20 protein-coding genes are annotated in these 24,725 nt (G+C 69.3%); 7 read left to right on the forward strand and 13 right to left on the reverse strand.

The annotated features are described in order from the left end of the window. Positions 1-26: 26 nt before the first annotated feature. From DL991_RS20015 to DL991_RS20035, 5 genes are all read right to left on the reverse strand, one after another. A complete protein-coding gene (locus tag DL991_RS20015; protein WP_125785865.1) occupies positions 27-1,226 on the reverse strand; it encodes a hypothetical protein in 1,200 nt (399 codons plus the stop codon). Positions 1,227-1,988: 762 nt separating this feature from the next. After that, a complete protein-coding gene (locus DL991_RS20020; protein ID WP_125785866.1) occupies positions 1,989-2,741 on the reverse strand; it encodes a 16S rRNA (uracil(1498)-N(3))-methyltransferase in 753 nt (250 codons plus the stop codon). A 3-nt stretch (positions 2,742-2,744) separates the two neighbouring features. Continuing rightward, the gene (gene dnaJ / locus DL991_RS20025) at positions 2,745-3,908 is read right to left on the reverse strand and encodes a molecular chaperone DnaJ (protein WP_125786040.1); all 1,164 of its coding nucleotides are present in this window, start codon (positions 3,906-3,908) and stop codon (positions 2,745-2,747) included. Positions 3,909-3,949: 41 nt separating this feature from the next. Next, positions 3,950-4,975 (reverse strand): heat-inducible transcriptional repressor HrcA, encoded by a 1,026-nt coding sequence (gene hrcA / locus DL991_RS20030; protein WP_125785867.1) that lies wholly within the window; start codon positions 4,973-4,975, stop codon positions 3,950-3,952. A 437-nt stretch (positions 4,976-5,412) separates the two neighbouring features. Next, entirely contained in the window at positions 5,413-6,909 is a 1,497-nt protein-coding gene (locus DL991_RS20035) for a CoA-acylating methylmalonate-semialdehyde dehydrogenase (RefSeq protein WP_125785868.1), read from the reverse strand. Between the two features lie 142 nt (positions 6,910-7,051). Here DL991_RS20035 and DL991_RS20040 point away from each other — a divergent pair, with 142 nt between their 5' ends. Beyond that, complete coding sequence (locus DL991_RS20040) at positions 7,052-8,674, forward strand: PucR family transcriptional regulator ligand-binding domain-containing protein (protein WP_125785869.1); 1,623 nt, start codon at positions 7,052-7,054, stop codon at positions 8,672-8,674. Between the two features lie 59 nt (positions 8,675-8,733). Continuing rightward, a complete protein-coding gene (locus tag DL991_RS20045) occupies positions 8,734-9,099 on the forward strand; it encodes an SSI family serine proteinase inhibitor (RefSeq protein WP_125785870.1) in 366 nt (121 codons plus the stop codon). A 184-nt stretch (positions 9,100-9,283) separates the two neighbouring features. Here the strand turns inward: DL991_RS20045 and DL991_RS20050 are convergent, their stop codons facing one another. The 3 genes from DL991_RS20050 to DL991_RS20060 all read right to left on the reverse strand — a co-directional run bounded on the left by DL991_RS20050 (position 9,284) and on the right by DL991_RS20060 (position 12,632). Further along, positions 9,284-10,846: a DUF4153 domain-containing protein gene (locus tag DL991_RS20050; RefSeq protein WP_125785871.1), complete on the reverse strand. Its 1,563-nt coding sequence runs from the start codon at positions 10,844-10,846 to the stop codon at positions 9,284-9,286. A 68-nt stretch (positions 10,847-10,914) separates the two neighbouring features. Then, positions 10,915-11,952, reverse strand: a complete 1,038-nt coding sequence (locus tag DL991_RS20055; protein WP_125785872.1) for an ATP-binding protein — start codon at positions 11,950-11,952, stop codon at positions 10,915-10,917. Then, positions 11,949-12,632: a response regulator transcription factor gene (locus tag DL991_RS20060; RefSeq protein WP_255431387.1), complete on the reverse strand. Its 684-nt coding sequence runs from the start codon at positions 12,630-12,632 to the stop codon at positions 11,949-11,951. The genes DL991_RS20055 and DL991_RS20060 overlap by 4 nt, the downstream gene beginning before the upstream one ends. Before the next feature lie 241 nt (positions 12,633-12,873). Between DL991_RS20060 and DL991_RS20065 the strand changes: the two genes are divergently transcribed. From DL991_RS20065 to DL991_RS20080, 4 genes are read left to right on the forward strand one after another with little or no spacing between them, the layout of a single operon-like run. After that, complete coding sequence (locus DL991_RS20065) at positions 12,874-14,445, forward strand: NCS1 family nucleobase:cation symporter-1 (RefSeq protein WP_125785873.1); 1,572 nt, start codon at positions 12,874-12,876, stop codon at positions 14,443-14,445. After that, positions 14,396-15,238 carry a nitrilase-related carbon-nitrogen hydrolase gene (locus DL991_RS20070; protein ID WP_125785874.1) on the forward strand — a complete coding sequence of 281 codons (843 nt, stop codon included), beginning with the start codon at positions 14,396-14,398 and terminating at the stop codon, positions 15,236-15,238. The genes DL991_RS20065 and DL991_RS20070 overlap by 50 nt, the downstream gene beginning before the upstream one ends. Next, the gene (hydA, locus tag DL991_RS20075) at positions 15,238-16,623 is read left to right on the forward strand and encodes a dihydropyrimidinase (RefSeq protein ID WP_125785875.1); all 1,386 of its coding nucleotides are present in this window, start codon (positions 15,238-15,240) and stop codon (positions 16,621-16,623) included. Before DL991_RS20070 ends, hydA begins: the two co-directional genes overlap by 1 nt. A 10-nt stretch (positions 16,624-16,633) precedes the next feature. Continuing rightward, positions 16,634-17,623 carry a TIGR03842 family LLM class F420-dependent oxidoreductase gene (locus DL991_RS20080; RefSeq protein WP_125786042.1) on the forward strand — a complete coding sequence of 330 codons (990 nt, stop codon included), beginning with the start codon at positions 16,634-16,636 and terminating at the stop codon, positions 17,621-17,623. Between the two features lie 66 nt (positions 17,624-17,689). Here the strand turns inward: DL991_RS20080 and DL991_RS20085 are convergent, their stop codons facing one another. Beyond that, positions 17,690-19,180 carry an FAD-dependent monooxygenase gene (locus DL991_RS20085; RefSeq protein WP_125785876.1) on the reverse strand — a complete coding sequence of 497 codons (1,491 nt, stop codon included), beginning with the start codon at positions 19,178-19,180 and terminating at the stop codon, positions 17,690-17,692. 174 nt (positions 19,181-19,354) lie between these two features. Between DL991_RS20085 and DL991_RS20090 the strand changes: the two genes are divergently transcribed. Beyond that, positions 19,355-20,818, forward strand: a complete 1,464-nt coding sequence (locus DL991_RS20090; protein ID WP_233598915.1) for an alpha/beta hydrolase — start codon at positions 19,355-19,357, stop codon at positions 20,816-20,818. Here DL991_RS20090 and DL991_RS20095 read toward each other — a convergent pair. The 4 genes from DL991_RS20095 to DL991_RS20110 all read right to left on the reverse strand — a co-directional run bounded on the left by DL991_RS20095 (position 20,794) and on the right by DL991_RS20110 (position 24,614). Next, positions 20,794-22,023 carry a styrene monooxygenase/indole monooxygenase family protein gene (locus tag DL991_RS20095; protein ID WP_125785877.1) on the reverse strand — a complete coding sequence of 410 codons (1,230 nt, stop codon included), beginning with the start codon at positions 22,021-22,023 and terminating at the stop codon, positions 20,794-20,796. The two genes, DL991_RS20090 and DL991_RS20095, sit on opposite strands and share 25 nt — an antisense overlap. Positions 22,024-22,032: 9 nt before the next feature. Next, positions 22,033-23,268 (reverse strand): serine hydrolase, encoded by a 1,236-nt coding sequence (locus DL991_RS20100; RefSeq protein ID WP_125785878.1) that lies wholly within the window; start codon positions 23,266-23,268, stop codon positions 22,033-22,035. 10 nt (positions 23,269-23,278) lie between these two features. Then, entirely contained in the window at positions 23,279-24,079 is an 801-nt protein-coding gene (locus DL991_RS20105; protein WP_199754015.1) for a siderophore-interacting protein, read from the reverse strand. Positions 24,080-24,200: 121 nt separating this feature from the next. Then, positions 24,201-24,614, reverse strand: a complete 414-nt coding sequence (locus DL991_RS20110; protein WP_125785879.1) for an SgcJ/EcaC family oxidoreductase — start codon at positions 24,612-24,614, stop codon at positions 24,201-24,203. Positions 24,615-24,725 lie beyond the last annotated feature (111 nt).

Genomic DNA, 24,725 nt, shown 5'->3' on the forward strand with positions numbered 1-24,725 from the left:
CGGCTGCGCGCAACGATCCCCCTGGCTCATGCCGAACTGCCTCCGCTATCCGTGCCGGGCTCGACGAGCAACCGGCGGAAGTTCCCCAAATCCCTGGTGGCAGCGGCCAGATCGGACGGCCTCCGCCATAACGTCGCCTTGATCCGCTCGGCGACGATCATCACCGCATCCTCCTCGGCCAATCCCAGCCGAACAGCTCGGGCCTGGTAGGCACCGAACCGCCCGCGCAGTTCCTCGCGCCGGTCCAACAACCCCGTGGCCAGCTGCCGCGCCGCACGCAGTTCCGCGTCGGCGCTCGCGAGCTCACGCCGTACCCCGACGGCCCCCGCGTCGCGCATGGCCCAGCTCAGGTCGTCCAGCCGCGCTAGTGCGGCCCGCAGTTCCGGCGCCCTGTCCACTGGCAAGGCAGGCAATTCGCCGACCACTCGCTCGGCAGCCGCCGCGTAGTCGTCCGTGGTGGCCGCCCGCAAATCGTCGAGCGCTTGCGTGGAACCGACGAGTTCGGCCCGCGTCTGCTCCCAGCCGTCCCGCAGCGCGAGTAGCCGGTCGACCCGCGCGCGTTCCTCGGCGAGCTCGGCGGTGAGCCGGGCCAAGGTGTCGTCGAGCGACCGGTCGGCCAACGCGAGTGGGTCGTTGCCCGCGAGCTGCTCGATCTCGCGGATCCGCCGCACCACCGAGGCGGGCCCCTGTGCCAGCGCGGCGTCGTCGTCGGCAAGCCGTCGTGCCTGTTCCAGCAGCGGCGCGAGAGCCTTGAGGGTGGCGGAATTCAGCTCGTCACACCGAACGGCCAGCTCACTGACCTGCCGGTACGCGTCGTTCATCCGAGTCGTCAACGCCGCGAGGGTGATCGACTCGACCTGCTCGGCGGCCCCGGTCAACCCGCGCTCGGGTAGTGGCACCGCCCGCCGGGATACCTCGACGGACGGTTCGACGAGCAGTCGTCGCAGCTCGACGACCTCGGGCGGCCCCAGTTTGGAACGCCGTCCCCGAATCTGTTCGGCGTCGGCGAGCACCGCACGGTAGGTGTCGAAGTCCCGCCATAAGCCCGCGAGCACGACCTCGGCCGCGTCCCACCGCTCGGCGGTGATCCCGGAGGACAGTTTGGCGGTGAAGAGCTGGTGCCCCGGGTGCCGGTCGAGCTCGACGAGCGCGTTGGCCATGGCGGTCGCGTCGACCTGGTGCCGGTCAAGGGCACTGGCCAGCGTGGCAGCATCGTTGTCTGTCAACGCACTCCCATTCGAACGCCCCTGTCCAACCATTCGCGTCGACGACTCCGTGAACGTCATCGCAGCCGGCTCCGCTGCCTCTAAAGCCCCAGCAGACGCATGCCGACCCCAACACACATCAGGAGAGATCCACATCGTCAAAACGACCCACATCACTCACCAGGCGAGGCCGCCGGAAACAAACACACCTCGTGACCACTGCAAGTCGTTGGAACGCCCCGTTTGGCCGAAGGTCAAAGGTGTCGCCCTGCCCGCAGGGTACAGCTGGTCATGGATGGAAATTCGCGCTTTCGAGGGATAAGGCAAACGTGGCGTGGCCGGTCCCGCAGCCCGCCTCGCGCAGCATTGGGACCTTCACCTTCACGCGCCACCCACCAGGCAAGGGCCGCCAGGCCCAACGCCGATACCGAAGACCACCCGCCGCCCTTCGGGGCCGCCAACCGCCGCCGGACGCACCGTGGGGGGTCCGGGGGGCTCGGCCCCCCGGGCAGACACGCGGAACCGCTCCGTGGCGCGAAATTTGGGGCGTAGCTTGCGAAGCCCCCAAATGAAGACGCCGCGGCGCGGTGGAGCCTGGGGGTCGCTCCACCGCGCCGCGGCTCCGCCGGACCGAGGGGGGAGGTGCCCGGCGGGGATTCACGCGCGCGACTGGGCTTCATCCCCAGTGGCGCGCCGAAACCGTGTGTTGCGCGTCAGTTAACGAGAGTAACGGCTGTTTGTGTGATCGCGCCATAACTCGCCGCAAATTAGGGGGGTGTTTTTTCACTTCCAGCGGTCGGTGAGTACGCCGAGTGCGCCGAGTGCGACGGCGGCGGCGGTGGAGGTGCGTAAAACGGTGGGGCCCAACCGGATGGCGGTCGCGCCGGCGTCGGTGAGGGTGGTGAGTTCTTCGTCGGTGATGCCGCCTTCGGGGCCGACGATGAGGAGGATGTCGCCTTGTGCCGGGAGTTCGATCTCGGTGAGGCGGGTGGTGATGCCGGATTCGAGGACGAGTGCGCGGGAAACGGTCTGGGTGAGTTCGGCGAGTTCGCGGGTGGTGGCGGGTTCGGCGACTTCGGGGACGTGGGCGCGCCGGGCTTGTTTGGCGGCGGCGCGGGCGGTGGTGCGCCAGCGGCCGAGGGCTTTGTCGCCGCGGGTTCCTTCTTCCCAGCGGGCGACGCTGCGGGCGGCGCGCCAGGGGACGATGGCGTCGGCGCCTGCTTCGGTGGCGAGTTCGACGGCGAGTTCGCCGCGGTCGCCTTTGGCGAGTGCCTGGGCGACGATGACGCGCAGTGCGGGTGGTTCCTCGGTCCAGTGTTCTTCGATGGCGAGGGTGAGTGCCGCGTCTCTGCCGGCTTGGACGGCTTCGACGACGCAGCGCGCCATGCCGCCTTCGCCGTCGGACAGCACGAGATGTTCGCCGACGCGCAGTCGCCGGACGGTGGCGGCGTGCCGGGCTTCCTCACCGTCGAGGGTGGTGCGCCCGGAGCCGGGCAGTGCGGCGGTGAGGAAGACCGGCAGTGTCGTCTCTGGCACGGGTTACCGGTGGTTCTTGGTGCGCAGCTTGGAGAACAGCCCACCGGGCTTGGAGCCGTTCGAGGAGAGCGAAGGGACGTCTTCGCCGCGCTGCTGGGCGAGTTCGACGAGGAGGTCGCGCTGGGCGTCGTCGAGTTTGGTCGGCACGACGACGTCGATGTGGACGTGCAGGTCGCCGCGGCCGTCGACGCGGCCGGAGGACCGCAGCCGCGGCATGCCCTTGCCGGTGAGCACGAGTTCGGTGGCGGGCTGGGTGCCTGGCTCGATGTCGAGTTCGTAGTCGCCGTCGATGAGGGTCTCGATGGGCACCGTGGCGCCGAGGGCGGCGGTGGTCATCGGGATGCGGAAGTTGCAGTGCAGGTCGTTGCCCTGCCGGACGAAGACCTCGTGCGGTGCCTCGTCGATCTCGACGTACAGGTCGCCGGCGGGGCCGCCGCCGGGGCCGACCTCGCCCTGTCCGGAGAGCCGGATGCGCATGCCGTCGCCGACGCCCGGCGGGATCTTCGCGGTGACGTTGCGGCGCGAGCGGACGCGGCCGTCGCCGCCGCACTGGCGGCAGGGGTCGGGGATGACCTCGCCGTAGCCGCGGCAGACCGGGCAAGGGCGGGCGGTGACGACCTGGCCGAGGAACGACCGCTGCACGGACTGGACCTCGCCGGCGCCGCCGCAGGTGTCGCAGGTCTTGGTGCCGGTGCCGTCGGCCGCGCCGGCACCGCGGCACAGGTCGCAGAGGATGGCGGTGTCGACGGTGATCTCGCGGTCGACGCCGGTGGCGCAGTCCTCGAGGGTCAGCCCGAGGCGGATGAGCGCGTCGGAACCGGGCTGCACACGGCTGCGCGGGCCACGGCCGCGGCCGCCGCCACCTCCGGCGGCGCCGAAGAAGGCGTCCATGATGTCGCCGAGGCCGCCGAAGCCGGAGAACGGGTCTCCGCCGCCACCGCGCGCCCCGCCGTCCATCGGGTCGCCGCCGAGGTCGACGATCTTGCGCTTCTGCGGATCCGACAGCACCTCGTACGCGGTGGTCACCTCGCCGAAGCGATGCTGGGCGTCCTCCGACGGGTTGACGTCGGGGTGCAGTTCACGGGCCAGTTTGCGGTACGCGCGCTTGATCTCCTGATCCGTCGCGTTCTTCGCAACCCCGAGAATGCCGTAATAGTCCCTCGCCACCGTCTCCGCCTTCTCCTTCTGCTTTGCCCTCACCGCCGCGTTCAGCGGCCGGCGAGGATCTGCCCCACGTAGTTCGCCACCGCACGCACCGCGGCGATGGTGTTCGGGTAGTCCATCCTGGTGGGCCCGACGACGCCCATCCCGCCGAGCAGCAGGTCGTCCATGCCGTAGCCGATGGACACCACCGAGGTGCTGCGCATCTGCTCGTCCTCATTTTCCTCACCGATGCGCACGCTGATCGCACCGGGGTTGCGGGCGGCCGCGAGCAGCTTGAGCACGATGACCTGCTCCTCGAGCGCTTCCAGCACCTGCCGCAGTGATCCGGGGAAGTCCGAGACGTTGCGGGTGAGGTTCGCCGTGCCGCCGAGGACCAGCCGTTCTTCGGGGTGCTCGACCAGCGATTCCACCAGCACGGTGCAGACGCGGGTGAGGTTGTCGCGCAGCTCGCCCGGTGCTTTTTCGGGCAGTTCGGCGACCGCGGCGGCGGCCTCGGAAAGGCGGCGGCCCGCCAGCGCCCCGTTCAGCACCGTGCGCAGCCTGCCGACGTTCTCCTCGGTGATGACGTCCCCGAGGTCGACCGTGCGCTGGTCGACGCGGCCGGAGTCGGTGATCAGCACCAGCATCAGCCGGGCCGGGGTGAGCGGCACCACTTCCAGGTGGCGGACGGCGGAATTGGTCATCATCGGGTACTGGATGACCGCGACCTGCCTGGTCAGCTGCGCGAGCAGCCGGACGGACCGGCGCAGGACGTCGTCGACGTCGGTGCCGCTGTCGAGGAAGGCCGTGATGGCCCGGCGCTCGGCCGCGCTCAGCGGTTTGACCTCGGCGATCCGGTCGACGAACAGCCGGTAGCCCTTGTCGGTGGGGATCCGGCCCGCGCTGGTATGGGGTTGGGTGATGTAGCCCTCTTCTTCCAGTGCCGCCATGTCGTTGCGGACAGTGGCGCTGGACACACCGAGGTTGTGCCGGTCGACGATCGCCTTGGATCCGACGGGCTCCTGGTTGGAAACGTAATCGGCGACGATCGCGCGAAGCACCTCGAAACGTCGCTCTTCCGCGTTGGCCACCTGCACCTCCCTCGGCTCGTCCTCACAACGAGTTTACGGAAGGCATAGTGCCCGAGGAGCCGCCGGACTTCTTTGGGGCGTCGTGAGTGGCTAAGACGGTTCTTGAGAAGAAGGTCGACCGTGTCGTGCTCGCGGGTGAGGCTGGTGGTGGGTGAAGGCTCCCTTCGCCGCGTCTGATGCGACGAAGGACGCCTTCGGCCCTGGTCAGGCGCGAGGGGGTCGTGAGTGACGTTTCGGGTTCTAACCCGAAACGCCACTCACGACCCCCGGCACCGACCACGCCACCTTTGCCTTACCCCTCAATGGAACCGCGGGTCCCATAGGTACCTCGTGGATTCCGGCTGGGGTTGATGCAGGCCCGGTCCGTCACGATCAACACCGCGGGCGGCAGGGCATCGAGCGGGCGGGCAGGACATCGGTACCGAGCCGGCCGAGCGTCAGCTGTTGCGCGGGAACCCGAGGTTCACCCCGCCCTGCGAGGGGTCCGGCCAGCGTGAGGTGACGACCTTCGTCCGCGTGAAGAAGTGGAACCCTTCCGGCCCGTACGCGTGGCTGTCGCCGAACAGCGAGTCCTTCCAGCCGCCGAACGAGTAGTAGCCGACCGGCACCGGGATGGGCACGTTCACGCCGACCATCCCGACCTCGACCTCGTTCTGGAACCGCCGCGCGGCCCGCCCGTCGTTGGTGAAGATCGCGGTGCCGTTGCCGTAGGGGTTGCCGTTGATCAGCTCCAGCGCCGCGTCGTAGCCCTCGGCCCGCGCGACCGCCAGCACCGGCCCGAAGATCTCGTCGGTGTAGATCGACATGTCCGGGGTGACCTGGTCGAACAGGGTCGGGCCGAGCCAGAAGCCGCCGTCCTCGCCGTCGACCTCGATGCCGCGGCCGTCGACGACGAGCCGGGCACCCGCTTCCACGCCCGCCTCCACATAGGACTCGACGCGTTCGTGGTGGGCGGCGGTGACGAGCGGCCCCATCTCCGAGGTGGGCCGCATGCCGTCGCCGACGCGGAGCCGCTGGATCCGCTCGGCGATCTTGGCCACCAGTTCGTCGCCGACCGGGTCGACCGCGACCACGACCGACACCGCCATGCACCGCTCTCCCGCCGAGCCGAAGCCCGCCGAGACGGCCGCGTCGGCGGCGAGGTCGAGGTCGGCGTCCGGGAGGACGACCATGTGGTTCTTCGCGCCGCCGAGCGCTTGGACGCGCTTCCCGTGCCTGGTCCCGGTTTCGTAGACGTACTTCGCGATCGGCGTCGACCCGACGAACGAGATCGCCTTGACGTCGTGGTGTTCCAGCAGCCCGTCGACGGCCACCTTGTCGCCGTGCAGGACGTTGAGGACGCCGTCGGGCAGGCCAGCCTCGGCGAACAGTTCCGCGATGAACACGGCCGCGGACGGGTCCTTCTCGCTCGGCTTGAGCACGACGGTGTTGCCGCAGGCGAGCGCGTTCGGCACGAACCACAGCGGGACCATCGCCGGGAAGTTGAACGGCGAGATCACCCCGACCACGCCCAGCGGTTGCGAGATCGAGTAGACGTCGACGCCGGTGGAGGCGTTTTCGCTGAATCCGCCCTTGAGCATTTGCGCCGCGCCGCAAGCGAACTCGACGTTCTCGATGGCGCGCGCGACTTCGCCCGCCGCGTCGGATTCGACCTTGCCGTGCTCGCTGGTGACGATCTTCGCCAGCTCGTGACGCCGCGCCGAAAGCAGCTCACGGAAGGCGAACAGCACCCGTGTCCGCCCGGCCAGCGACGTCCCGCGCCAGCCCGGCAGCGCCCGGGAGGCGGCCGCGACGGCGGCGTCGACGTCTTCTTGCGCGGCGAAGGCGACCTTCGCGCGCACCTGGCCGGTGGCCGGATCGAACACGTCACCGGACCGTTCGCTCACGCCTTCGCACGGTTTGCCGTCTATCCAGTGGGTGATGCGGTCGGTCACGGATTCCGCCTTCCTGTTCGCCGGATGCCTGCTCCCGGTCGAGTCTGAGCGCGCGCGCCACACCGACGCCATCGGCAACGTGTACGGACTCCCGGTCCCGGCCGTACAGTCTGTCTCTGCGTTCCGACCAGGTGGGAGGCCGATGTACCCGACCGTCGCCGAGGTGCTCGCGCTGCCGGCGCTGCGTCAGGGCAGGCCCCACGTGGTGGCGGGGGCGGCGGGGCTGGACGCGCCGGTCCGCTGGGCGCACGTCGCCGAGGTCGCGGACATCGCCCCGCTGCTGCGCGGCGGGGAACTCGTGCTCACCACCGGGGTCGCGCTGCCCGACGACGGCGCCGCGCTCGCCAGGTACGTCGCCGATCTGGCCGGTGTCGGAGTGGCCGGGATCGTCATCGAGCTGGTCCGGCATTGGAGCGAGAAGCTGCCGTCCGCGCTGGTCGACGCCGCCGACCGCCACGGTGTCCCGCTGATCACCCTTTCTCGCGAGACGCGCTTCGTGTCGGTCACCGAGGCGGTGAACGGGCTGATCGTCGATGCCCAGGTCGACGAACTCCGCGCGGCGGAGCGGGTCCACGAGACGTTCACCGCGCTGACGGTCGCCGGCGCCGAACCGGGCGACATCCTGCGCGAGGTCGCGAGGCTCACCGAACATCCCGTCGTGCTGGAGACGCTGTCGCACGAAGTCCTCGCCTACGACACGGCCGGGACCGATCCCGGTGAACTGCTGCCCGGCTGGCCGTCCCGGTCGCGGCCGGTGCAGGTCGGCGAGCGGACCGGCTATCACCCGGGCGCGGGCTGGCTGATCACCGTGGTCGGCGCGCGCGGGCACGACTGGGGACGGCTGGTCGTCGTCTGCGGGGATCCGCCGCCGCGCCGGCACGTCGTGGTCGCCGAACGCGCCGCGTCCGCGCTCGCGGTCCACCGGCTGGTCGCCAAGGACACCGACAGCCTCGAACGGCAGGCGCATCGCGCGATCCTGACCGAACTGCTGGCGAATCCGGTGCCACCCGCCGAGCTGACCGCGCGGGCGTCCGCGCTGGGTGTCCCGCTGACGGGACGGCTACTGGTCGGGGTCGCCGTGCGGCCAAGGATCACCGCGACCGCCAAGACCACGCAGTCGACCCCGGTGCTGCTGCGGGAACTCGCCGAGGCGACCGCGCTCGCCGCCCGGCGCGCCAAGGTGTCCGCGCTGGTGGCCACTGACGACACGCTGGTGCGCGCGCTGATCGCGCTCTCGCCGGAGGCGGGGGTGGACGCGGTCCTGCGGCGGCTGGCCACCGACGTCCACGAGGCCCGCGCCGGGGCGCCCGCCGTGGTCGCGGTCGGCACCACCGGCAGCGGGCCCGCCGAGGCACGCCGGACACTCGTCGAAGCCGCGCAGGTCGCCGCCGCGGCGCTCACCGAGAACGTCGAACGGGTCGTCCACCGGCTCGACGACGTCCGGTTGCGCGGGCTGCTGCATCTGCTGGCAGGCGACGAACGGATCACCGCGTTCGCCGCGCGGGAGCTCGGCCCGCTGCTGAACCGGGACGCCGCACAGGGCAGCAGACTCGTTCAGGCGTTGAGACATTACTGCGAACACGGCGGCAACAAATCGGCGGCCGCGGCGGCCGCGCACACCTCCCGCACCGCCTACTACCAGCAGCTGGCCAGGATCGAGCAGGTACTCGGGGTGCGGCTCGAAGAACCGGAATCGATGCTCTCCCTTTATGTCGCTTTGCTCGCCCACGACATCCGGGAAGCGGACGACCACACGTCCGAGTGAGCAAATCTCACCCAAGCGTGGAACACAGTCACCGGGTCACGTCAGCCGATAGGGTTGATATGGCTTTCTTCGAACCGATCGGCGCCTGCGTACTCGCGTTGGCCTGCATGGCCCCGGCGCAACCCGCCGAATCCACGTTTCAGCTGACCAGCCACGACACCAGGGGCCGGATCGGCACCGTCTCACTCACCTGCGAACCCACCGGGGGGTCTCACCCGGGACGCGGCGGCGCCTGCGCCAAACTGTCCGAAGTGGACGGAGAGTTCGACAGGCTACGGCCCGAACCGCGGGCCTGCACCTTGGAATACTCCCCGGTGGACGTCTCCGCCGTCGGCAAGTGGCGCGGCGAACCGGTCACCTACCGCACCTCGTACGCCAACCGCTGTGTCGCCGACGCCGAATCGGCGGGCGTCTTCACCTTCTGACCGCTCCTGCGACACCGTCACTCAGCTGCCACAAATCTTTGTCACGAAAGACTTCTGTCCGATGAGGCCGTCGTGGCATCCCGGTGACCACCGGGCCTCCCCCTCGGTGGCCCGGCGGCGCCGTTCACCGCGGCCTTGATCGCCCTCACCCCCACGAGGGCGATCAAGGCCGTGGTGTCACGGCTCAAGAACGGGGCAGGTACCGGCACCCGATCCCGTCCTTCGCGGCAACGGGGGTCTGACGCGCGAGGGACCTGCTCAGGTTCCATTCTCGCCAATCATCTTCCGGGATTCCCGTCACGACCCGGCCGAGCACGCACGACCGGAGCGGCTCCGGGAGCCGGTCGGCCGACGGCACGACATCAGCGGAAAACCGGGACAGATAACCGGTATCGAGTGTTTTACCGTGGGCGAGCCGGTCGATGTTGCGGTCGGCGATGAACCTTTCCGGATCGAGGACGGCCAGCCCCAGCAGCGCCGCGACAGCGGCTCCGATGGCCGCGCGCGGCAGCCAGGCCGACCGCAGCGGGATCAGGGAAACCAGCACCAGCAGGAAGATCAGGCCGATCCAGAGTTCGCAGACCTCGACCAGCAGCCGCAGCACGGTGAACCCGTACGCCTGCTGATATGTCCACATGCGACTCAACGCCGACGCGACCAGCACCAGGCTGAGCACGCTCAGCGCGCCGAGGAGTCCCCGCTGCCAGGCACGATCGGCCGCCGAGGACTTCGGCGCCCAGCGCAACGCGGCGGCGACCAGCACCAGGGTCAGCACGGTGATGGCGGACAGCTGCCAGAACCCGCTCCTGGCGTATTCGGCCGCCGTCAGGCCGCTCGTGGCCAGGAGGTATTCGGTGCCGCCGAACAACACGACCAGGCGGACCACGACGAAACTCGTGAACAGCAGCACCAGCACACCCAGCGGCAACGTCCATTCGAGCCGGTGCGCGAGCCGTTTGCGGGGCGCTTCGTCGTCGGCGGGCAGCGGTGGCGCCGCCAGCAGGTAGCACGCCCCGGTGACGGCGAACGCCGCCACGACGAAGAGGAAACCCCAGCGCACGAAGGTTCCCGGGTTCAGCTCGGGGATCACCGCGTCGACGACGTTCGCGAACGCGGCGTCCGCGCCACGCAGCAACGGCACGAACACCAGCAGCAGCAAGGCGCTGGTCAGCACCGGCACCAGGAACCTCGGCCTCGTGCGGCCCTCCTGTTTCGTGCCGAGCTTCGCCAGCCCGCGCCCGATCCACGGGATCGAAAGCAGCGCTTCGATCGGGACCGCGAAGACGTCATAGATGATCGTGTTCACCGTGCGTTTCCCGACCACCGCGAGGGATCCGGCGACGAACGCGGCCAGCACGCACAGCACGTTCAGCCACACCGACGCGCGGAACATGCCGACCGCGAGCAGCCCCAGCGCGGCCGCCGCCCACAGCGCGTTGACCAGGCGGAAATGCGGTTCGGCGTCGCCACGGGCGCGTTTGTCGGCGAAGTAGACGGCCACCGCGAAGGCGAGCCCCGCCACGAACCAGCCGGCTCCGGGGTCGTCCGGCATGGCGACGGCGGTGACCAGTCCGGCCGCGACCGCCGCGGGCAGGACCGAACCGGGTAGCGGGACGATCGTCGATTTGGGCGGCACCCGGGGCCGCATCAGTACCGGCAGGGCCGGCACAGGCGGGGCGGGCGGAAGGGTGGTCGTCGCCCACGGGGGCGACGCGTGCGCCTGCCGGTCTTCTGATTCGTCGCTCATCGAATCCTCCAGTTTGCGAAAGCACATACAACAGAGTGTGTGGAGCCGCCGAAGAAAGCGGCGAAGAACTACGGAACGGGGATCACGACGCGGATGATGCAGCCCGGCCGCTGCTCCGGGGTGACGACGGCGATGCTGCCGTCGTGGAGGTCGACCACCCATCGCGCGATCGCGAGACCGAGGCCGGTGCCCCCGCCGCCTGCCCGCTCGCCGCGGGTGAACCGCTCGAACACGCTGTCCCGCTCCCCCGGCGGGATCCCGGGGCCTTCGTCTTCGACATCGATGACGACGTCGGCCTCACGGACCTCCGCCCGCACCCGGACCTCGCCCCCGGCCGGCCCGTGCCGGACGGCGTTGTCGAGCAGGTTGACCACGACCTGGTAGAGCCTGCCGCGGTCGGCGACGGCCGTCGCTCCTGGCGGCTGGACGTCGACGGCGAACCGCACGCCACGGCCGGTCGCGGCGGCGGTGATCCCCGCTTCGGCGGCGACCTCCTCCAGCAGCAGTTCGAGGTCGAATTCCTCCAGCTGCAACGGGAAAGCGCCCGCGTCGATCCGCGAGAGGTCGAGCAGTTCCGAGACGAGCCTGCCGAGCCGTTCGGTCTGCTGCAGCGCGGTCTTCAACGTCGCCGGATCGGGTTTGGCGACACCGTCGACCAGGTTCTCCAGCACGCCGTTCAGCGCGGTGATCGGCGTGCGGAGTTCGTGGGAGACGTTCGCGATCAGCTCGCGCCGGCGCTGATCCGAGGCATCGAGGTCGGCGGCCATCTGGTTGAAGGCGTGCGACAGCTCCCCGACCTCGTCACGGGCGGTCGCGCGGACCCGCCGGGTGTAGTCGCCCTTGGCCATCGCTCGGGCGGCGGCGGTCATCTCACGCAGCGGCCTGGTCATCCCGTGCGCCAGGATCTGCGAGGTGACCACGGCGAGCACCATCGCGGCGATCGTGGTCCGCGGCGGCAGCCAGCCGATCTGCCAGTTGAAGAAGGCGAACGCGATACCGCCCGAGGACACCAGCAGGATCGCGAGCTTGAGCTTGATGGACCGGACCGGGTCGAGCGGTCTCGGGAGCGCGTCGACGATCCGGCCGAGCAGGAGGCGGAGTTTCACGATCCCACCTCCAGCGCGTAACCGACGCCGTGCACGGTGCGGATGAGGTCCGCGCCCAGTTTGCGGCGCAGCGCCTTGATGTGACTGTCGACGGCGCGGGTGCCCGAACCGGTGCCCGCGACGTCCCAGTCCCAGACCTCGCTCAGCAGGCGTTCCCTCGGCTGCACCGCCCTCGGGCGTTTCGCGAAGTGGACGAGGAGGTCGAACTCGATCGGCGTCAGCTGGGCCTGGTTGCCCGCCCGCGTGACCCGCCGCTGCTCGACGTCGATTTCGAGGTCGCCGAGCACGATCTTCGTACCGGCTTCGCTCACGTCGGTCCTGGCCGACCGTTCGACGCGGCGCAGCAGCGCGTGCACCCTCGCCGAGAGCACCCGCATGGAGAACGGCTTGGTGAGATAGTCGTCCGCGCCGACGCCGAGCCCGATCAGCATGTCCGTCTCATCCGAACGGGCGGTCAGCATCAGCACCGGGACCGGGCGGCGGGCCTGGATCCGGCGGCAGACCTCGAGCCCGTCGAACCCCGGCAGCATCACGTCGAGCACCACCAGATCCGGCTCCCGCTCGGCGTCGGTCTCGACGCCGGAAGGGCCGTCGTGCGCCAGGTCCACGGTGAATCCCTCGGCCCGCAGCCGCGCGGCGATGCTCTCGGCGATCGTCACGTCGTCCTCGACGACCAGCACCCGGCGTCCTCCCAGTTCCATGGGGATGACTGTAAGCACCGGCCGTGGAGACCATCCGGGTGAGCTGTGGAGATCCTGTGGAGATGTTTCGGCCGGTTTGCCGGCTCACTACGACCGTGTGTGTGACGTAGGTCATGCACCAGGAGCCTTCGAACGCAATCGACAGTCTGCGCTCCGACACCCTCAACAGTGAACAGTCTGCCAGTCCCACCCGCGCGGCGCGGGCGAGCACGATTCCGCAATGGAGCCGACGGCACGCGGAACGCAGCACGTGCATCCTGATGGCCGGGTCGAACTCGGCGAGGTCGAGTCCTTGAAGGACAGCCGCTTCTACAACGAAGAACTCGCCCCGGTCCCGGTCGAAAAGCGGACCTGGACCACTTACACCTACTTCGCGCTGTGGATGGGCATGGCGCACAACATCCCGTCCTACGCGCTCGCCGCGTCGCTGATCGCGCTCGGGATGAACTGGGTGCAGGCGCTGCTCACGATCACCATCGGCAACCTGATCGTGCTGATCCCGATGCTGCTCAACAGCCACGCCGGGACGAAGTACGGCATCCCGTTCCCGGTGTTCGCCCGCGCCTTCTTCGGCATGCGCGGCGCGAACCTGGCGGCGTTGCTGCGGGCGTTCATCGCGTGCGGCTGGTTCGGCATCCAGACCTGGGTCGGCGGCGAGGCGATCTACATCATCGTCGGGCGCCTCGCGGGCTCCGGCTGGAAGGACTCCACCGTCGTCCTCGGCCAGCACTGGACGCTGTGGCTTTCGTTCGGGGTGTTCTGGCTGGTGCAGATGCTCATCATCTGGCGCGGCATGGAGGCGGTCCGCAAGTTCGAGAACTGGACGGCGCCGCTGGTGTCGGTCGGCTTCCTGATCCTGCTGGGCTACGTGCTGGTCAAGGCGGGCGGCTTCGGCCCGATCCTGGCCGAGCCGGGGAAACTCGGCTGGGGACCGGACTTCTGGAAGGTGTTCGCCCCGGCGCTGATGGCGATGATCGCGTTCTGGTCGACGCTTTCGCTGAACATGCCGGACTTCACCCGGTTCGGCGGCAGCCAGGGCAAACAGGTCCGCGGCCAGCTCCTCGGCCTGCCGACCACGATGACGTTCATCGCGATCGTGGCCATCCTGACCACCTCGGGCGGCAGTGTCCTCTACGGCGAGCAGATCTGGGACCCGGCGAAACTGGCCGACCGGTTCGACTCGCCGGTCGTCGTGGTGGTCGCGCTGATCGCGCTGGTGCTGGCCACGGTGTCGGCGAACCTCGCGGCCAACGTGGTCAGCCCGTCCTACGACTTCTCCAACGCGTTCCCGAAGAAGATCACGTTCGCCGTCGGCGGGCTGATCACCGGGATCATCGGCATCCTCATCCAGCCGTGGCGGCTCTACTCCGATCCGAACATCTACATCTTCGCGTGGCTCGGTTTCTACGGCGGTCTGCTCGGCGCGGTCGCCGGAGTGCTCGTCGCCGGCTACTGGGTGGTCAACCGCACTCACCTCAACCTGCGGGATCTCTACACCGAACGCGGCGTCTACTGGTTCAACGGCGGCTGGAACTGGCGCGCGCTGGCCGCGACACTGGTCGGCGCCGTGCTCTCGGTCGGCGGCGCGTACGGCGGGCCGTTCCCCGAAGACGGCCTGATCCCGCTCCTGAAACCGCTCTACGACTACAACTGGGTCGTCGGCCTGGCGGGCGCCTTCGTCGTCTACCTGCTGCTGTCCCTGTCCGAACGCAAGCGCACCACCGATATCGAGGAGGACGCAAGTGAGCGACCTGGTCCGAGCCGGATTGATCCAGCAGCGGTGGACGGGTGACAAGGAGTCGATGATCGCCAACGCGGTCGAAGCCATCGGCAAGGCCGCTTCGCAGGGAGCGCAGGTCGTCTGCCTGCAGGAGTTGTTCTACGGTCCGTATTTCTGCCAGGTGCAGGACACCGACTACTACTCCTACACCGAAGGCATCCCCGACGGGCCGACGACCAAGCTCATGCAGGAGGTCGCCGAACGCCACGGTGTCGTGCTGGTCGTCCCGATGTACGAGGTCGAGCAGCCCGGCGTGTACTACAACACCGCCGCGGTGATCGACGCCGACGGCACCTACCTCGGCAAACACCGCAAGAACCACATCCCGCAGGTGAAGGGGTTCTGGGAGAAGTTCTACTTCCGGCCCGGGAACCTCGGCTACCCGGTGTTCGACACCGCCGTCGGCCGCATCGGCGTCTACATCTGTTACGAGCGGCATTTCCCGGAGGGCTGGCGCGCGCTGGGCCTGGCGGGCGCGAAGATCGTGTTCAACCCGTCTGCGACCAGCCGGGGCCTTTCGGAGTACCTGTGGCGGCTTGAGCAGCCCGCGGCCGCCGTCGCGAACGAGTACTTCGTCGGCACGATCAACCGCGTCGGCGTCGAACCACTGGGCGACAACGACTTCTACGGTCAATCGTACTTCGCGGACCCTCGCGGTCAGCTGATCGGCGAGGCCGCTTCCGACACCGAAGAGGAGATCGTCATCCGCGACCTCGACATGGGCCGGCTCGCCGAAGTCCGTGACCTGTGGGCGTTCTATCGAGACCGCCGCCCCGACAGCTACGGACCCCTCGCGGAGGCGTGATGACCACCCTCATCAGCGGCGGGCAGGTGCTGTCCACGGCGGGCGCTTCGGCGGCGGACGTCCTCGTCGACGGCGAGACGATCTCGGCCGTCGGCGCCCCCGGCACGCTCGGGCCCGCCGACTCGGTGATCGACGCCACCGGGAAGTACGTGCTGCCCGGCGGGATCGACGCGCACACCCATATGGAGATGCCGTTCGGCGGGACGCATTCCGTCGACACCTTCGGCACCGGGACGACGGCGGCGGCGTGGGGCGGCACGACGACGATCATCGACTTCGCCGTCCAGGCCAAGGGCACCTCACTGCTGTCCACTATGGACAAGTGGCATGAGAAGGCCGACGGCAACTGCGCCATCGACTACGGCTTCCACATGATCGTCTCCGACGTCAACGATTCGTCGTTGAAGGAGATGCAGGCCTGTGTCGACGGCGGCGTCGGCAGCTTCAAGATGTTCATGGCGTATCCGGGGGTGTTCTACTCCACGGACGGCGAGATCCTGCTGGCCATGCAGAAGGCGCGCGAGATCGGCGCGACGATCATGATGCACGCGGAGAACGGCATCGCGATCGACCAGCTGGCCGCTCAGGCGTTCGCCGCCGGGAAGATCGATCCGGTGCAACACGGGCTCACCCGCCCGCCGGAGCTGGAGGGCGAGGCGACCTCGCGCGCGATCCAGCTGGCCAAGGTCACCGGGGCACCGCTGTACATCGTGCACCTCTCGGCTTCTCAGGCGCTGGCCGCGGTCGCGGAGGCGCGCGACAACGGGCAGAACGTCTTCGCGGAGACGTGTCCTCAATATCTCTACCTGTCTATTGAGGACTTGGCCAAACCGGATTTCGAGGGTTCGAAGTACGTCGCCTCTCCCCCGCTGCGGGAGAAGTCGCATCAGGCGGACCTGTGGAGAGGGCTGCGCACCAACGACCTCTCGGTGGTGTCCACCGATCACTGTCCGTTCTGTTTCAAGGACCAGAAGGAGCTCGGTCGCGGCGACTTCCGCGCGATCCCCAACGGGATCCCCGGCGTCGAGCACCGGATGGACCTGCTGCACCAGGGTGTCGTGGCGGGCGAGCTCACCCTCGGCCGCTGGGTCGAGACCTGCTCGACCACCCCGGCGCGGATGTTCGGGCTGTACCCGCGCAAGGGCGTCATCGCGGCGGGATCGGACGCGGACATCGTCGTCTACGACCCGGCGGCGAAGCAGACTCTGTCGGTCGAGACGCACCACATGAACGTGGACTACTCGGCCTACGAAGGGCTGGAGATCACCGGCAAGGTCGAGACGGTGCTGTCGCGCGGCCGCGTGGTCGTGTCGCCTTCCGGCTTCTCGGGCAGTACGACGCACGGGAAATTCCTCTCGCGCGACCTGAACCAGTACCTGAACTGAGGCGGTGGCCGTGGACTTCGGGATCGTGCTCCAGACCGACCCGCCCGCACGCGACCTCGTGCGGCTGATGAAGGCCGCCGAGGACCAGGGTTTCCGCTACGGCTGGACGTTCGACTCGTGCGTGCTGTGGCAGGAACCGTTCGTCATCTACTCGCAGATCCTCGCGGCGACGTCGTCGATGATCGTGGGCCCGATGGTGACCAGTCCGGCCACCCGGGACTGGTCGGTGATGGCGTCGACCTTCGCCACGCTCAACGACATGTACGGCAACCGGACGGTCTGCGGGATCGGCCGCGGCGACTCGGCACACCGGGTGGTCGGCCTGCCGCCGTCCACTTTGGCCACGGTGCGCGACTGCATGCACGTGGTCAAGGAACTGGCCGAGGGACGCGAAGTCCTGTTGCGGGACAAGCCGGTGCAGATCCCGTGGATCCGCAACGGCAGGCTCGAAATGTGGATGGCCGGTTACGGGCCGAAGGCGCTGAAGACGGTCGGCGAACACGCCGACGGCTTCATCCTCCAGTGCGCCGATCCCGCGATCGCCCGGTGGACCATCGGTTCGGTCCGTGAGGCCGCCCGCGCGGCTGGACGGGATCCGGCCGGGATCACGATCTGCCTCGCGGCCCCGGCGTACGTCGGCGACGATCTGGCGCATCAGCGGGAACAGTTGCGCTGGTTCGGCGGGATGGTCGGCAACCACGTCGCGGATCTCGTGGCGCGGTACGGCGATTCCGGGCCGGTGCCGCACGAACTGACCGACTACATCCGCGAGCGGCAGGGTTACGACTACTCGCACCACGGACGGGCGGGCAATCCGTCGACCGACTTCGTCCCGGACGAGATCGTGGACCGGTTCTGCCTGCTCGGGCCGACTTCGGCGCATGTGGAACGCCTGGAGGAGCTGGCTTCGCTCGGAGTCGACCAGTTCGCGCTGTACCTCATGCACGACCAGCGCGAGGAAACCCTGAAGCGCTACGGCTCCGAGGTCATCAACCGCTGACTCCCGCAACTAGTCACCTACTTGCGCGCGAAACCGCCGCAAGTAGGTGACTAATTGCGTGGGGGGTCAGCCGAACCAGGCGGCAAGGGCCTCGCGCAGGCCGTCCGCGTCGGTGTCGCCGGCCCAGGCGACGTAGCCGTCCGGGCGGATCAGGAGGACGTCGGCGGGCCGGTTTTCGGCTTTCGCGGTGTAAACGTCGACGCGTCCCTGCGCGAGTTCGCGCAATTCGGGCCGTCCGGCGAGGTCGAGCAGCACCGGCCGCGCCGGTCGCAGCAGTTCGGCGACACTGGTCGTGCCCTGGTCGGTCTCCAGCGCGAGATCCGGGACGAACCTGCCGGCGAGCGCGTGCCCGGAGCCCGGCATCGGGTAGCACGTGTCGGTCCCGGCGACGTGGGAGGCCAGCCGTCGCGCGGCCTGCTCTTCGTCCAGCAGTTCCTCGAAGACCGCACGGAGCGCTTCAGCGGCTTCGTCGTGCCCGCGCCGCAACGCGACCTGCGCCTGGGACTGCAGGAGCGCACGCGCACCGGCGGCGTGCCGTTCCGCGTGATAGGTGTCCAGCAGTCCTTCCGGCGCCCGGCCCTGGATCTCCGCGGCCAGCTTCCACGCCAGGTTGACCGAATCGGACATGCCGACGTTGATCGCCGTGCCGGTGGACGGCAGCAGGTGGGCCGCGTCACCCGCCAGCAGGATCCGCCCCTTGCGGTAGCGCTCCGCCTGGCGGGCGGAGAACTGGTAGCGCGAGAGGCGGACCGGGTCACCCAGCGGAACGTCGCCGCCGAGCACACGGCGGATGCTGTCCCCGAGTTCGGCCAGGGTCATCGGCACGTCGTCGTCGACCTCGCCCGCGTCGTCCTCGGTGGTCTGGATGAACAGGATTCCCGGCGTGAGCGAGCCGAGCGCGAACACCCCGGCGTCGGTGCGGGTGAAGCCCGCCTCGATCCGGCCCAGTTCAGGCGTCTCGATGTCGCCGTTGTCGTGGACGGTCAGTCCGTCGGGGATCTTGACCTGCCCGATCCGGTTGACCTCGGGATAAGTGGTGCCGGGGAAACCGATCCCGGCCATCGAGCGGACGGGACTCCGTCCGCCGTCGCAGCCCACGAGGTACGGAGCGGTGACCTCGTACGACCCGTCCGGGCCACGCACCTCGGCTGTCACCGACTCGTCGTCCTGGCGCACCCCGGCGACCTCGTGCCCGCGACGCACCTCGGCACCGAGCTCGATGGCGTGCTCCTCCAACAGCCCTTCCAGCAGCGGCTGGCGCACCGACAGCGCCTTCAGCGGGGGCTCCTCGAACCGGGTGAGGTCGACGTGCACCCCACCGAACGGGAACCGATCGGCCGGGACGGGGTCGGTCACGAGTCCCCGCACCCGGTCCAGCAGGCCGCGATAGTGCAGCAGGTCCAGGATCTGCCCGCTGAGGCCGTGGGCCTTCGGAGTCTTCCCCTGTTCCGGCCGCCGTTCCAGGACCAGCGGGCGCGCACCGGCCAGCCGCAGTTCGGCGGCCAGCATCAGACCGGTCGGGCCGGCCCCCACGATGATCACGTCGACGTCCGTCAAATCTTCACTCCTGTTCGGCCTGTTCTAGCTACGGCCGAGGATTCTGCGGCACCACCGGGGTCTTGCCGCAAGCCCCCCGGTGCGCTATATGTTGAACATGGAGGGGTGTACCCCACCATTTTTCCGGGTACGAGCACCAGGGATCGCGCGTCCGCGAGGCGAGACGCTGGCCTGGTGACCAGATTCCGCATCGCCGCCGCGCTCGCCCTCTCCGCACTCGCCGCCCTCACGATCACGCCCGCGGTTTCGGCCGCGCCGCGAGGCCTCGCCTGGGGTCCCTGCCCGTCCGGCTCACCGCCGGGCTACGACTGTGCCGAGATCGAGGTCCCGCTGTCGTATCAGGACCCGGGCGGTCCCCGGATCACCATCGCGCTCGGCCGCCTCCCGGCGACGGACCAGAAGCACAAACGCGGCACCCTTTTCACCAACCCCGGCGGCCCCGGGAACCACGGCCGCTTCAGCAGGTTCCAGACTCCGTCCTTGCACCGGCAGTTCGACATCGTCGGCTTCGACCCCCGCGGCGTCGGCGCCAGCACCCCGGTCCGGTGCTTCACGAGCGACGCCGAAACCGAGCCGCTCAAACGAATCCTGGGGAACTTCCCGATCACCGCCGAGCAGGAGGCCCGGCATTTCGCCGACGTCAGGGAGGTCACCGCGTCCTGTGGCCGCAACGCCGGGCCGCTGCTCGGCCACCTGTCGACCGCGAACGTCGCCAGGGACCTCGACAGGATGCGCGAAGCCGTCGGTGAGCGCCGTCTGCGCTATTACGGGCTTTCCTACGGCACCTATGTCGGCGAGGTGTACGCCAACCTGTTCCCGCATCGCGTCGGCGCCTTGGCGCTGGACGCCGTCAACGATCCGATCGCCTGGTCCACCGGGCACCGCCCGGAGGACGCGAACGTCCCGTTCAGCATCAGGCTCGGCGGGTTCCGGGACGCGGACCGCGCGCTCCAGGCGTTCCTCGACGCGTGCGCGGCCGACACCCGGTGCGCGTTCCGTGAGCCGGGGACGGATTTGCGGGCCAAGTACGACGCGCTCCTCGACCGGCTGGAAGCCTCGCCGGGACCGGTGACCTATCAGGAGGTCATCCGGCGTACCCACCACGCGCTGACCGACGAGGCCCACTCGCCCGCGCTGGCGGAATTCCTTCAGTCCGTGGCGAAACCCGTTGCGGCGAAGGCCATCGCGACACCTTTCGATTCCGCGATGGGTGGTGGCGGGACGATCTGCGCGGACACCACGAACCCGCGTGATCCGGCCGCCTGGCCCCGCGCCGCCCGCGCCGCAGACCGGGAAAGCCGCGGTTTCGGTTCCTACGACGCGTATCTCTCCCTGCCGTGCGCCTTCTGGCCCGCCTCCGACCCGGCACGGTACACAGGGCCGTGGAACCGGCCGACCGCGCCGATCCTGTTGCTGGCCAACGGCAAGGGCGACCCGGAAACCCCGTACGCCGGGGCGCGGCGGGCTGAACGCATCCTCGGCAACGCGCGGCTCCTGACGCTGGACGCATGGGGGCACGGCGCGTTGAACCGCAGCGCCTGTGTCGACGCGGCTCTCGACGCGTACCTGGCCAACGGACGCCTTCCGGCGCGCGGCACCGTCTGCGCCCCGGATCACGCGCCTTTCGACGCCAGGTAAGCGCGTGCGGTGTCCGCGTCGGTGAGCCAACCGGCGTAGTCGACGGGGTCGGAGAAGATGTTCGCGAACCGGCGCGCCACCTCGGGCGCCGTCTGCGCGGCTTCCAGCGTGGCCAGCACGTGATCCGGCGGCGGAGCGAGCAGATCGTTGCTCAGCCGGGTCGCGTGCTGCGCCTTTTCCCAGTATTCGGCGAAAGTGCCGCGCAGGAACGCTTCGTCGAACGGACGGTCACCGTGGTCGAGGATGCGCCGTTCGTAGACCGCGGCGGCGTGAGCCGCCATGTTCGCGCCCTGCCCGGCGACCGGATCGTTCGTCACCGCGGCGTCGCCCATCGCCAGGACCTTCGCCCCCGACGGCAAGGTCCCGACCGGATCGCGCACGATCGGCAGGACCCGGCCACGCAGGACGTCCAGCGGCCCGCTGGGGAGGGCGTCGGCGAGCGACTCCTCGACCCACGGGAACTGCTTGCGCAGCAACGTCATCGCGAGGGCGAAGTGCTCGTCGAGGCCGGTGACGCCGTCCCAGACGTCCATCGGGCCGCCGGGTACACCGAAGAACCCGAGACCGAAGACGGGTCCGCGCACGGACTGGATCGGCAGTCCGAACAACTCACCGGCCGGGGAGAGCCCGAACGTCAGCCCCGGATACACCGGAAGCGGCTCGTCCCGGCCGGACACGAGGTACAGGATCCCGATGGTCCGCTGCGGTTCGCGGTGTGGGGAACGTGCGTCGTCACGCGGGAAGAGGGCGTCGAACCGCGGTCCCCGTCCGGCCGCGACCAGCACGAGATCGAACTCGCGGGCGTACTCGTCCAGCCCGTCCGGGGTCACCTTGCCGATCCGGATTTCGCCGCCGCGTTCGGCGAAGGCGGTCAGCCAGGCGGACACCTTGACCCGCTGGTCGACCGACTGCGCGGGATGGTCGAACCGGGCCTGCCACGAGACGGCGGGCTCCGGGGAGTCCCCGGCGAGCCCGAACGACGCGCCGAGGATCTCCGGGGCCTGTCCGTCCCAGAAGTTGATGCCCAGCGCGCGTTCGCGGGTCAGCGCGGGGTGGAACACGCACTGGTTCGAGATGAGCCTCCCCGCGTGGATCGTTTCGGCGTCGCGGTCGGTGACCATGGTGACGGCGTATCCGTGCCGTTGTAGGCCCAAGGCCAGTACCAGCCCGGCTTGTCCGGCCCCGACCACCACGATCCGGCGCATGGCTCCCCCTCAGTCGACCAAAGCCTGATACACCAGGTTCCTCAATTCGACGCGGATCGGATAGGTCGACGACGGCAGCAACTGGGTGAAGAACAAGACCGTGATGTCCTCGTCCGGATCGACCCAGAACGCGGTGCTCGCCGCGCCACCCCAGGCGAATTCCCCCGCGCTGGCGAGGGTCTTGGCCTTCACCGGGTCGTCGAGCACCGAAAAGCCCAGCCCGAAGCCGAAACCGTCGTACGGCGCTTCGGAGAACCCGGTCCGTCCGCAAGTCTCCAGGTCTACGCCGCCGGGCAGGTGATTGGTCGCCATGAGCCGCACCGTGCGCGGGCCGAGCAGCCGGACGCCGTCGAGTTCGCCGCCGCACACCAGCATCTGGGCGAAACGGTGGAAGTCACCCGCCGTGGAGACCAGTCCTCCGCCGCCCGAAAAGCACGAGGGCGCGACGCGGCCGACGTTGCCCAGCTCGTCGTGACGGAACGGCTCCTTGGTGACCGGATGCGGCACGTAGAGCGCGGCCAGCCGGTCGAGATCACCGTCGGCGGCTTGAAATCCGGTCTCGTGCATGCCGAGCGGGGTGAAGATCCGCTCGGCGAAGAAGGCGTCGAGTGACTGACCGGAGACGACCTCGATGAGCCTGCCGAGGATGTCCGTGGCGACCGAATAGTTCCATTCCGAGCCCGGCTGGAACAGCAACGGCAGCCGCGCGATCGCCTCGGAAACACCCGCCAGGTCGAGCCCGGGCGCGGTGCCGAGGTCGAACCCCGCCTCACGGTAGAGCGCGTCGACCGGATGCGTGCGGTGGAATCCGTAGGTCAGCCCCGCGGTGTGGGTGAGCAGATGCCAGAGGCGGATCGGTTCGGCCGCGGGCACGGTCGCCTGCTTCACCGACGAGCCCGCGGCGAACACCCGCGGTTCCGAGAACTCCGGCAGCCAGCGCGAAATCGGGTCCTTGAGGTCGATGAGCCCCGCTTCGACGAGCATCATCGCGGCGACGGAAGTGACCGGCTTCGTCATCGAGTAGACGCGCCAGATCGTGTCGGTCTCGACCGGCAGCCCGGCCTCGATGTCACGCTGCCCGTTCGACGCGAGATGCGCGACCTTCCCGTTCCTGGTCACCACGGCCAGATACCCGGGAATCCGATTGCGCTCCAGGTACCCGTCGAAGTGCTTGTCGATCCGGCGCAGCCGCTCCGCGTCGAAACCCACCTCGGCCGGGTCGACGTCCACCTTCAGCTCGATCATGCGACCGAGGCTACGCGTTCCGTTCGGCCCGTTTCTCCAGTCGCCACGCCTCGTCGGTCTTCCCGATCCGCCAGTATCCGGAGATGGACAGCAGGTCGCGCCGCACGCCCCGGTCGTCCAGCAGATGACGCCGCAGGTCCCGGACGAACCCGGCCTCGCCGTGGACGAACGCCTGCACGACACCTTCACGCCAGTCGAGCGCACGGACGGCGGCCGCGAGATCGTCACCCCGGCTCCGGTGCAGCCAGGTGATCCGCGCGTCGCCCTTGGTGGTCAGCGACTGCTCTTCGGCCACGTCCTCCACGAGAATCACCGCGTGCACGGGCACACCCTCAGGCATCGCCTCGAGCGAAGCGGCGATCGCCGGCAGGGCGCTCTCGTCTCCGGCGAGCAGATGCCAGTCGGCGTCCTCGCCCGGCGTGTACGCCCCACCGGGTCCGGAAACGAGCAGCTCGTCGCCCGGTTTCGCGGCGGCGGCCCACGGCCCGGCGACGCCCTCGTCACCATGGTGGACGAAGTCGAGCACCAGTTCACCGAGGTTCGGGTCGAACGCCCGGACGGTGTAGGAGCGCATCCGCGGCCACTGCTCGCGCGGCAGTTCCTCGCGGACCCGCGCCAGGTCGAACGGTTCGGGATAGGTGACGCCGGGCACCGGGAAGTGCACCTTGACGTAGGCGTCGGCGAATTCGTTGGGCCTGAACGAGGCGATCTCTTCGCCCCCCAAGACGATCCGGACCATATGCGGGGTGATCCGTTCGGTGCGCAGCACCCGCAACCGGGTCGCTGATACCGCTCTCCTCGCCTCGGCCATGCACACTTCCTCTCCTGGGTTAGGTGAACCTAACCGAGCGTACGCCTCTCGCCGCGTGCCGGGCCAGGTCTCCCAGCGTCCGATCGAAGCCCTCCCGGACCCGCTCGGCGAACCCGACGCTTCACGAAGCCTTCGCGGCCGGATCGGTCACCCGGGTGTTCTGGAACGACGCGACGCGCCAGCCGTCGGGCTCCTCCACGAGCACGTACGTCAGCGTCGATTCCCGGCCGGGCTCCGGCTTGCCGCCCGACAGCGACGACCCGCCACCGGCCACGACGATCGCGACGTCCGGCCGGACGAACCGGACCTTCGGCTCGCCACCGCCCGCCTCCAGCTTCGATCCCTTGAGCGGCCCTTCGAACAAGGCCCGGTGCGCGCTTTCGATGACCGCGCGGCCCGGCATGTTCATCCCGAAGAAGGTCACGTAGTCGGCGTCTTCGGTGAAGAGCGACGCGTACGCGGCCGCGTCGCCGTCGTTCCACGCGTCGGCAAGCCTGCTCAGCACGGCCAGGACTTCGGCCTGTCGTTCGGTCATGACTTCCTCCAGTTAGACGAACGGCGTTCGTTTGACGAACACCGTTCTACAGGCGAACGCCGTTCGCGTCAAGTAGAGTGCCCCGGGAACCCGGACCAGGAGGCGAACGAA

It is taken from the genome of Amycolatopsis sp. WAC 01375 (assembly GCF_003947325.1).
Lineage (GTDB): Bacteria > Actinomycetota > Actinomycetes > Mycobacteriales > Pseudonocardiaceae > Amycolatopsis.

Bases quoted from the DNA above. Each gene is read 5' to 3' on its own strand.
- hydA (WP_125785875.1), top strand. From the start codon at position 15,238: ATGACCACCCTCATCAGCGGCGGGCAGGTGCTGTCCACGGCGGGCGCT.
- DL991_RS20100 (WP_125785878.1), bottom strand. From the start codon at position 23,268: ATGATCGAGCTGAAGGTGGACGTCGACCCGGCCGAGGTGGGTTTCGAC.
- DL991_RS20065 (WP_125785873.1), top strand. From the start codon at position 12,874: ATGGAGCCGACGGCACGCGGAACGCAGCACGTGCATCCTGATGGCCGG.
- DL991_RS20095 (WP_125785877.1), bottom strand. From the start codon at position 22,023: ATGCGCCGGATCGTGGTGGTCGGGGCCGGACAAGCCGGGCTGGTACTG.
- DL991_RS20110 (WP_125785879.1), bottom strand. From the start codon at position 24,614: ATGACCGAACGACAGGCCGAAGTCCTGGCCGTGCTGAGCAGGCTTGCC.
- DL991_RS20105 (WP_199754015.1), bottom strand. From the start codon at position 24,079: ATGGCCGAGGCGAGGAGAGCGGTATCAGCGACCCGGTTGCGGGTGCTG.
- DL991_RS20040 (WP_125785869.1), top strand. From the start codon at position 7,052: ATGTACCCGACCGTCGCCGAGGTGCTCGCGCTGCCGGCGCTGCGTCAG.
- DL991_RS20050 (WP_125785871.1), bottom strand. From the start codon at position 10,846: ATGAGCGACGAATCAGAAGACCGGCAGGCGCACGCGTCGCCCCCGTGG.
- DL991_RS20045 (WP_125785870.1), top strand. From the start codon at position 8,734: ATGGCTTTCTTCGAACCGATCGGCGCCTGCGTACTCGCGTTGGCCTGC.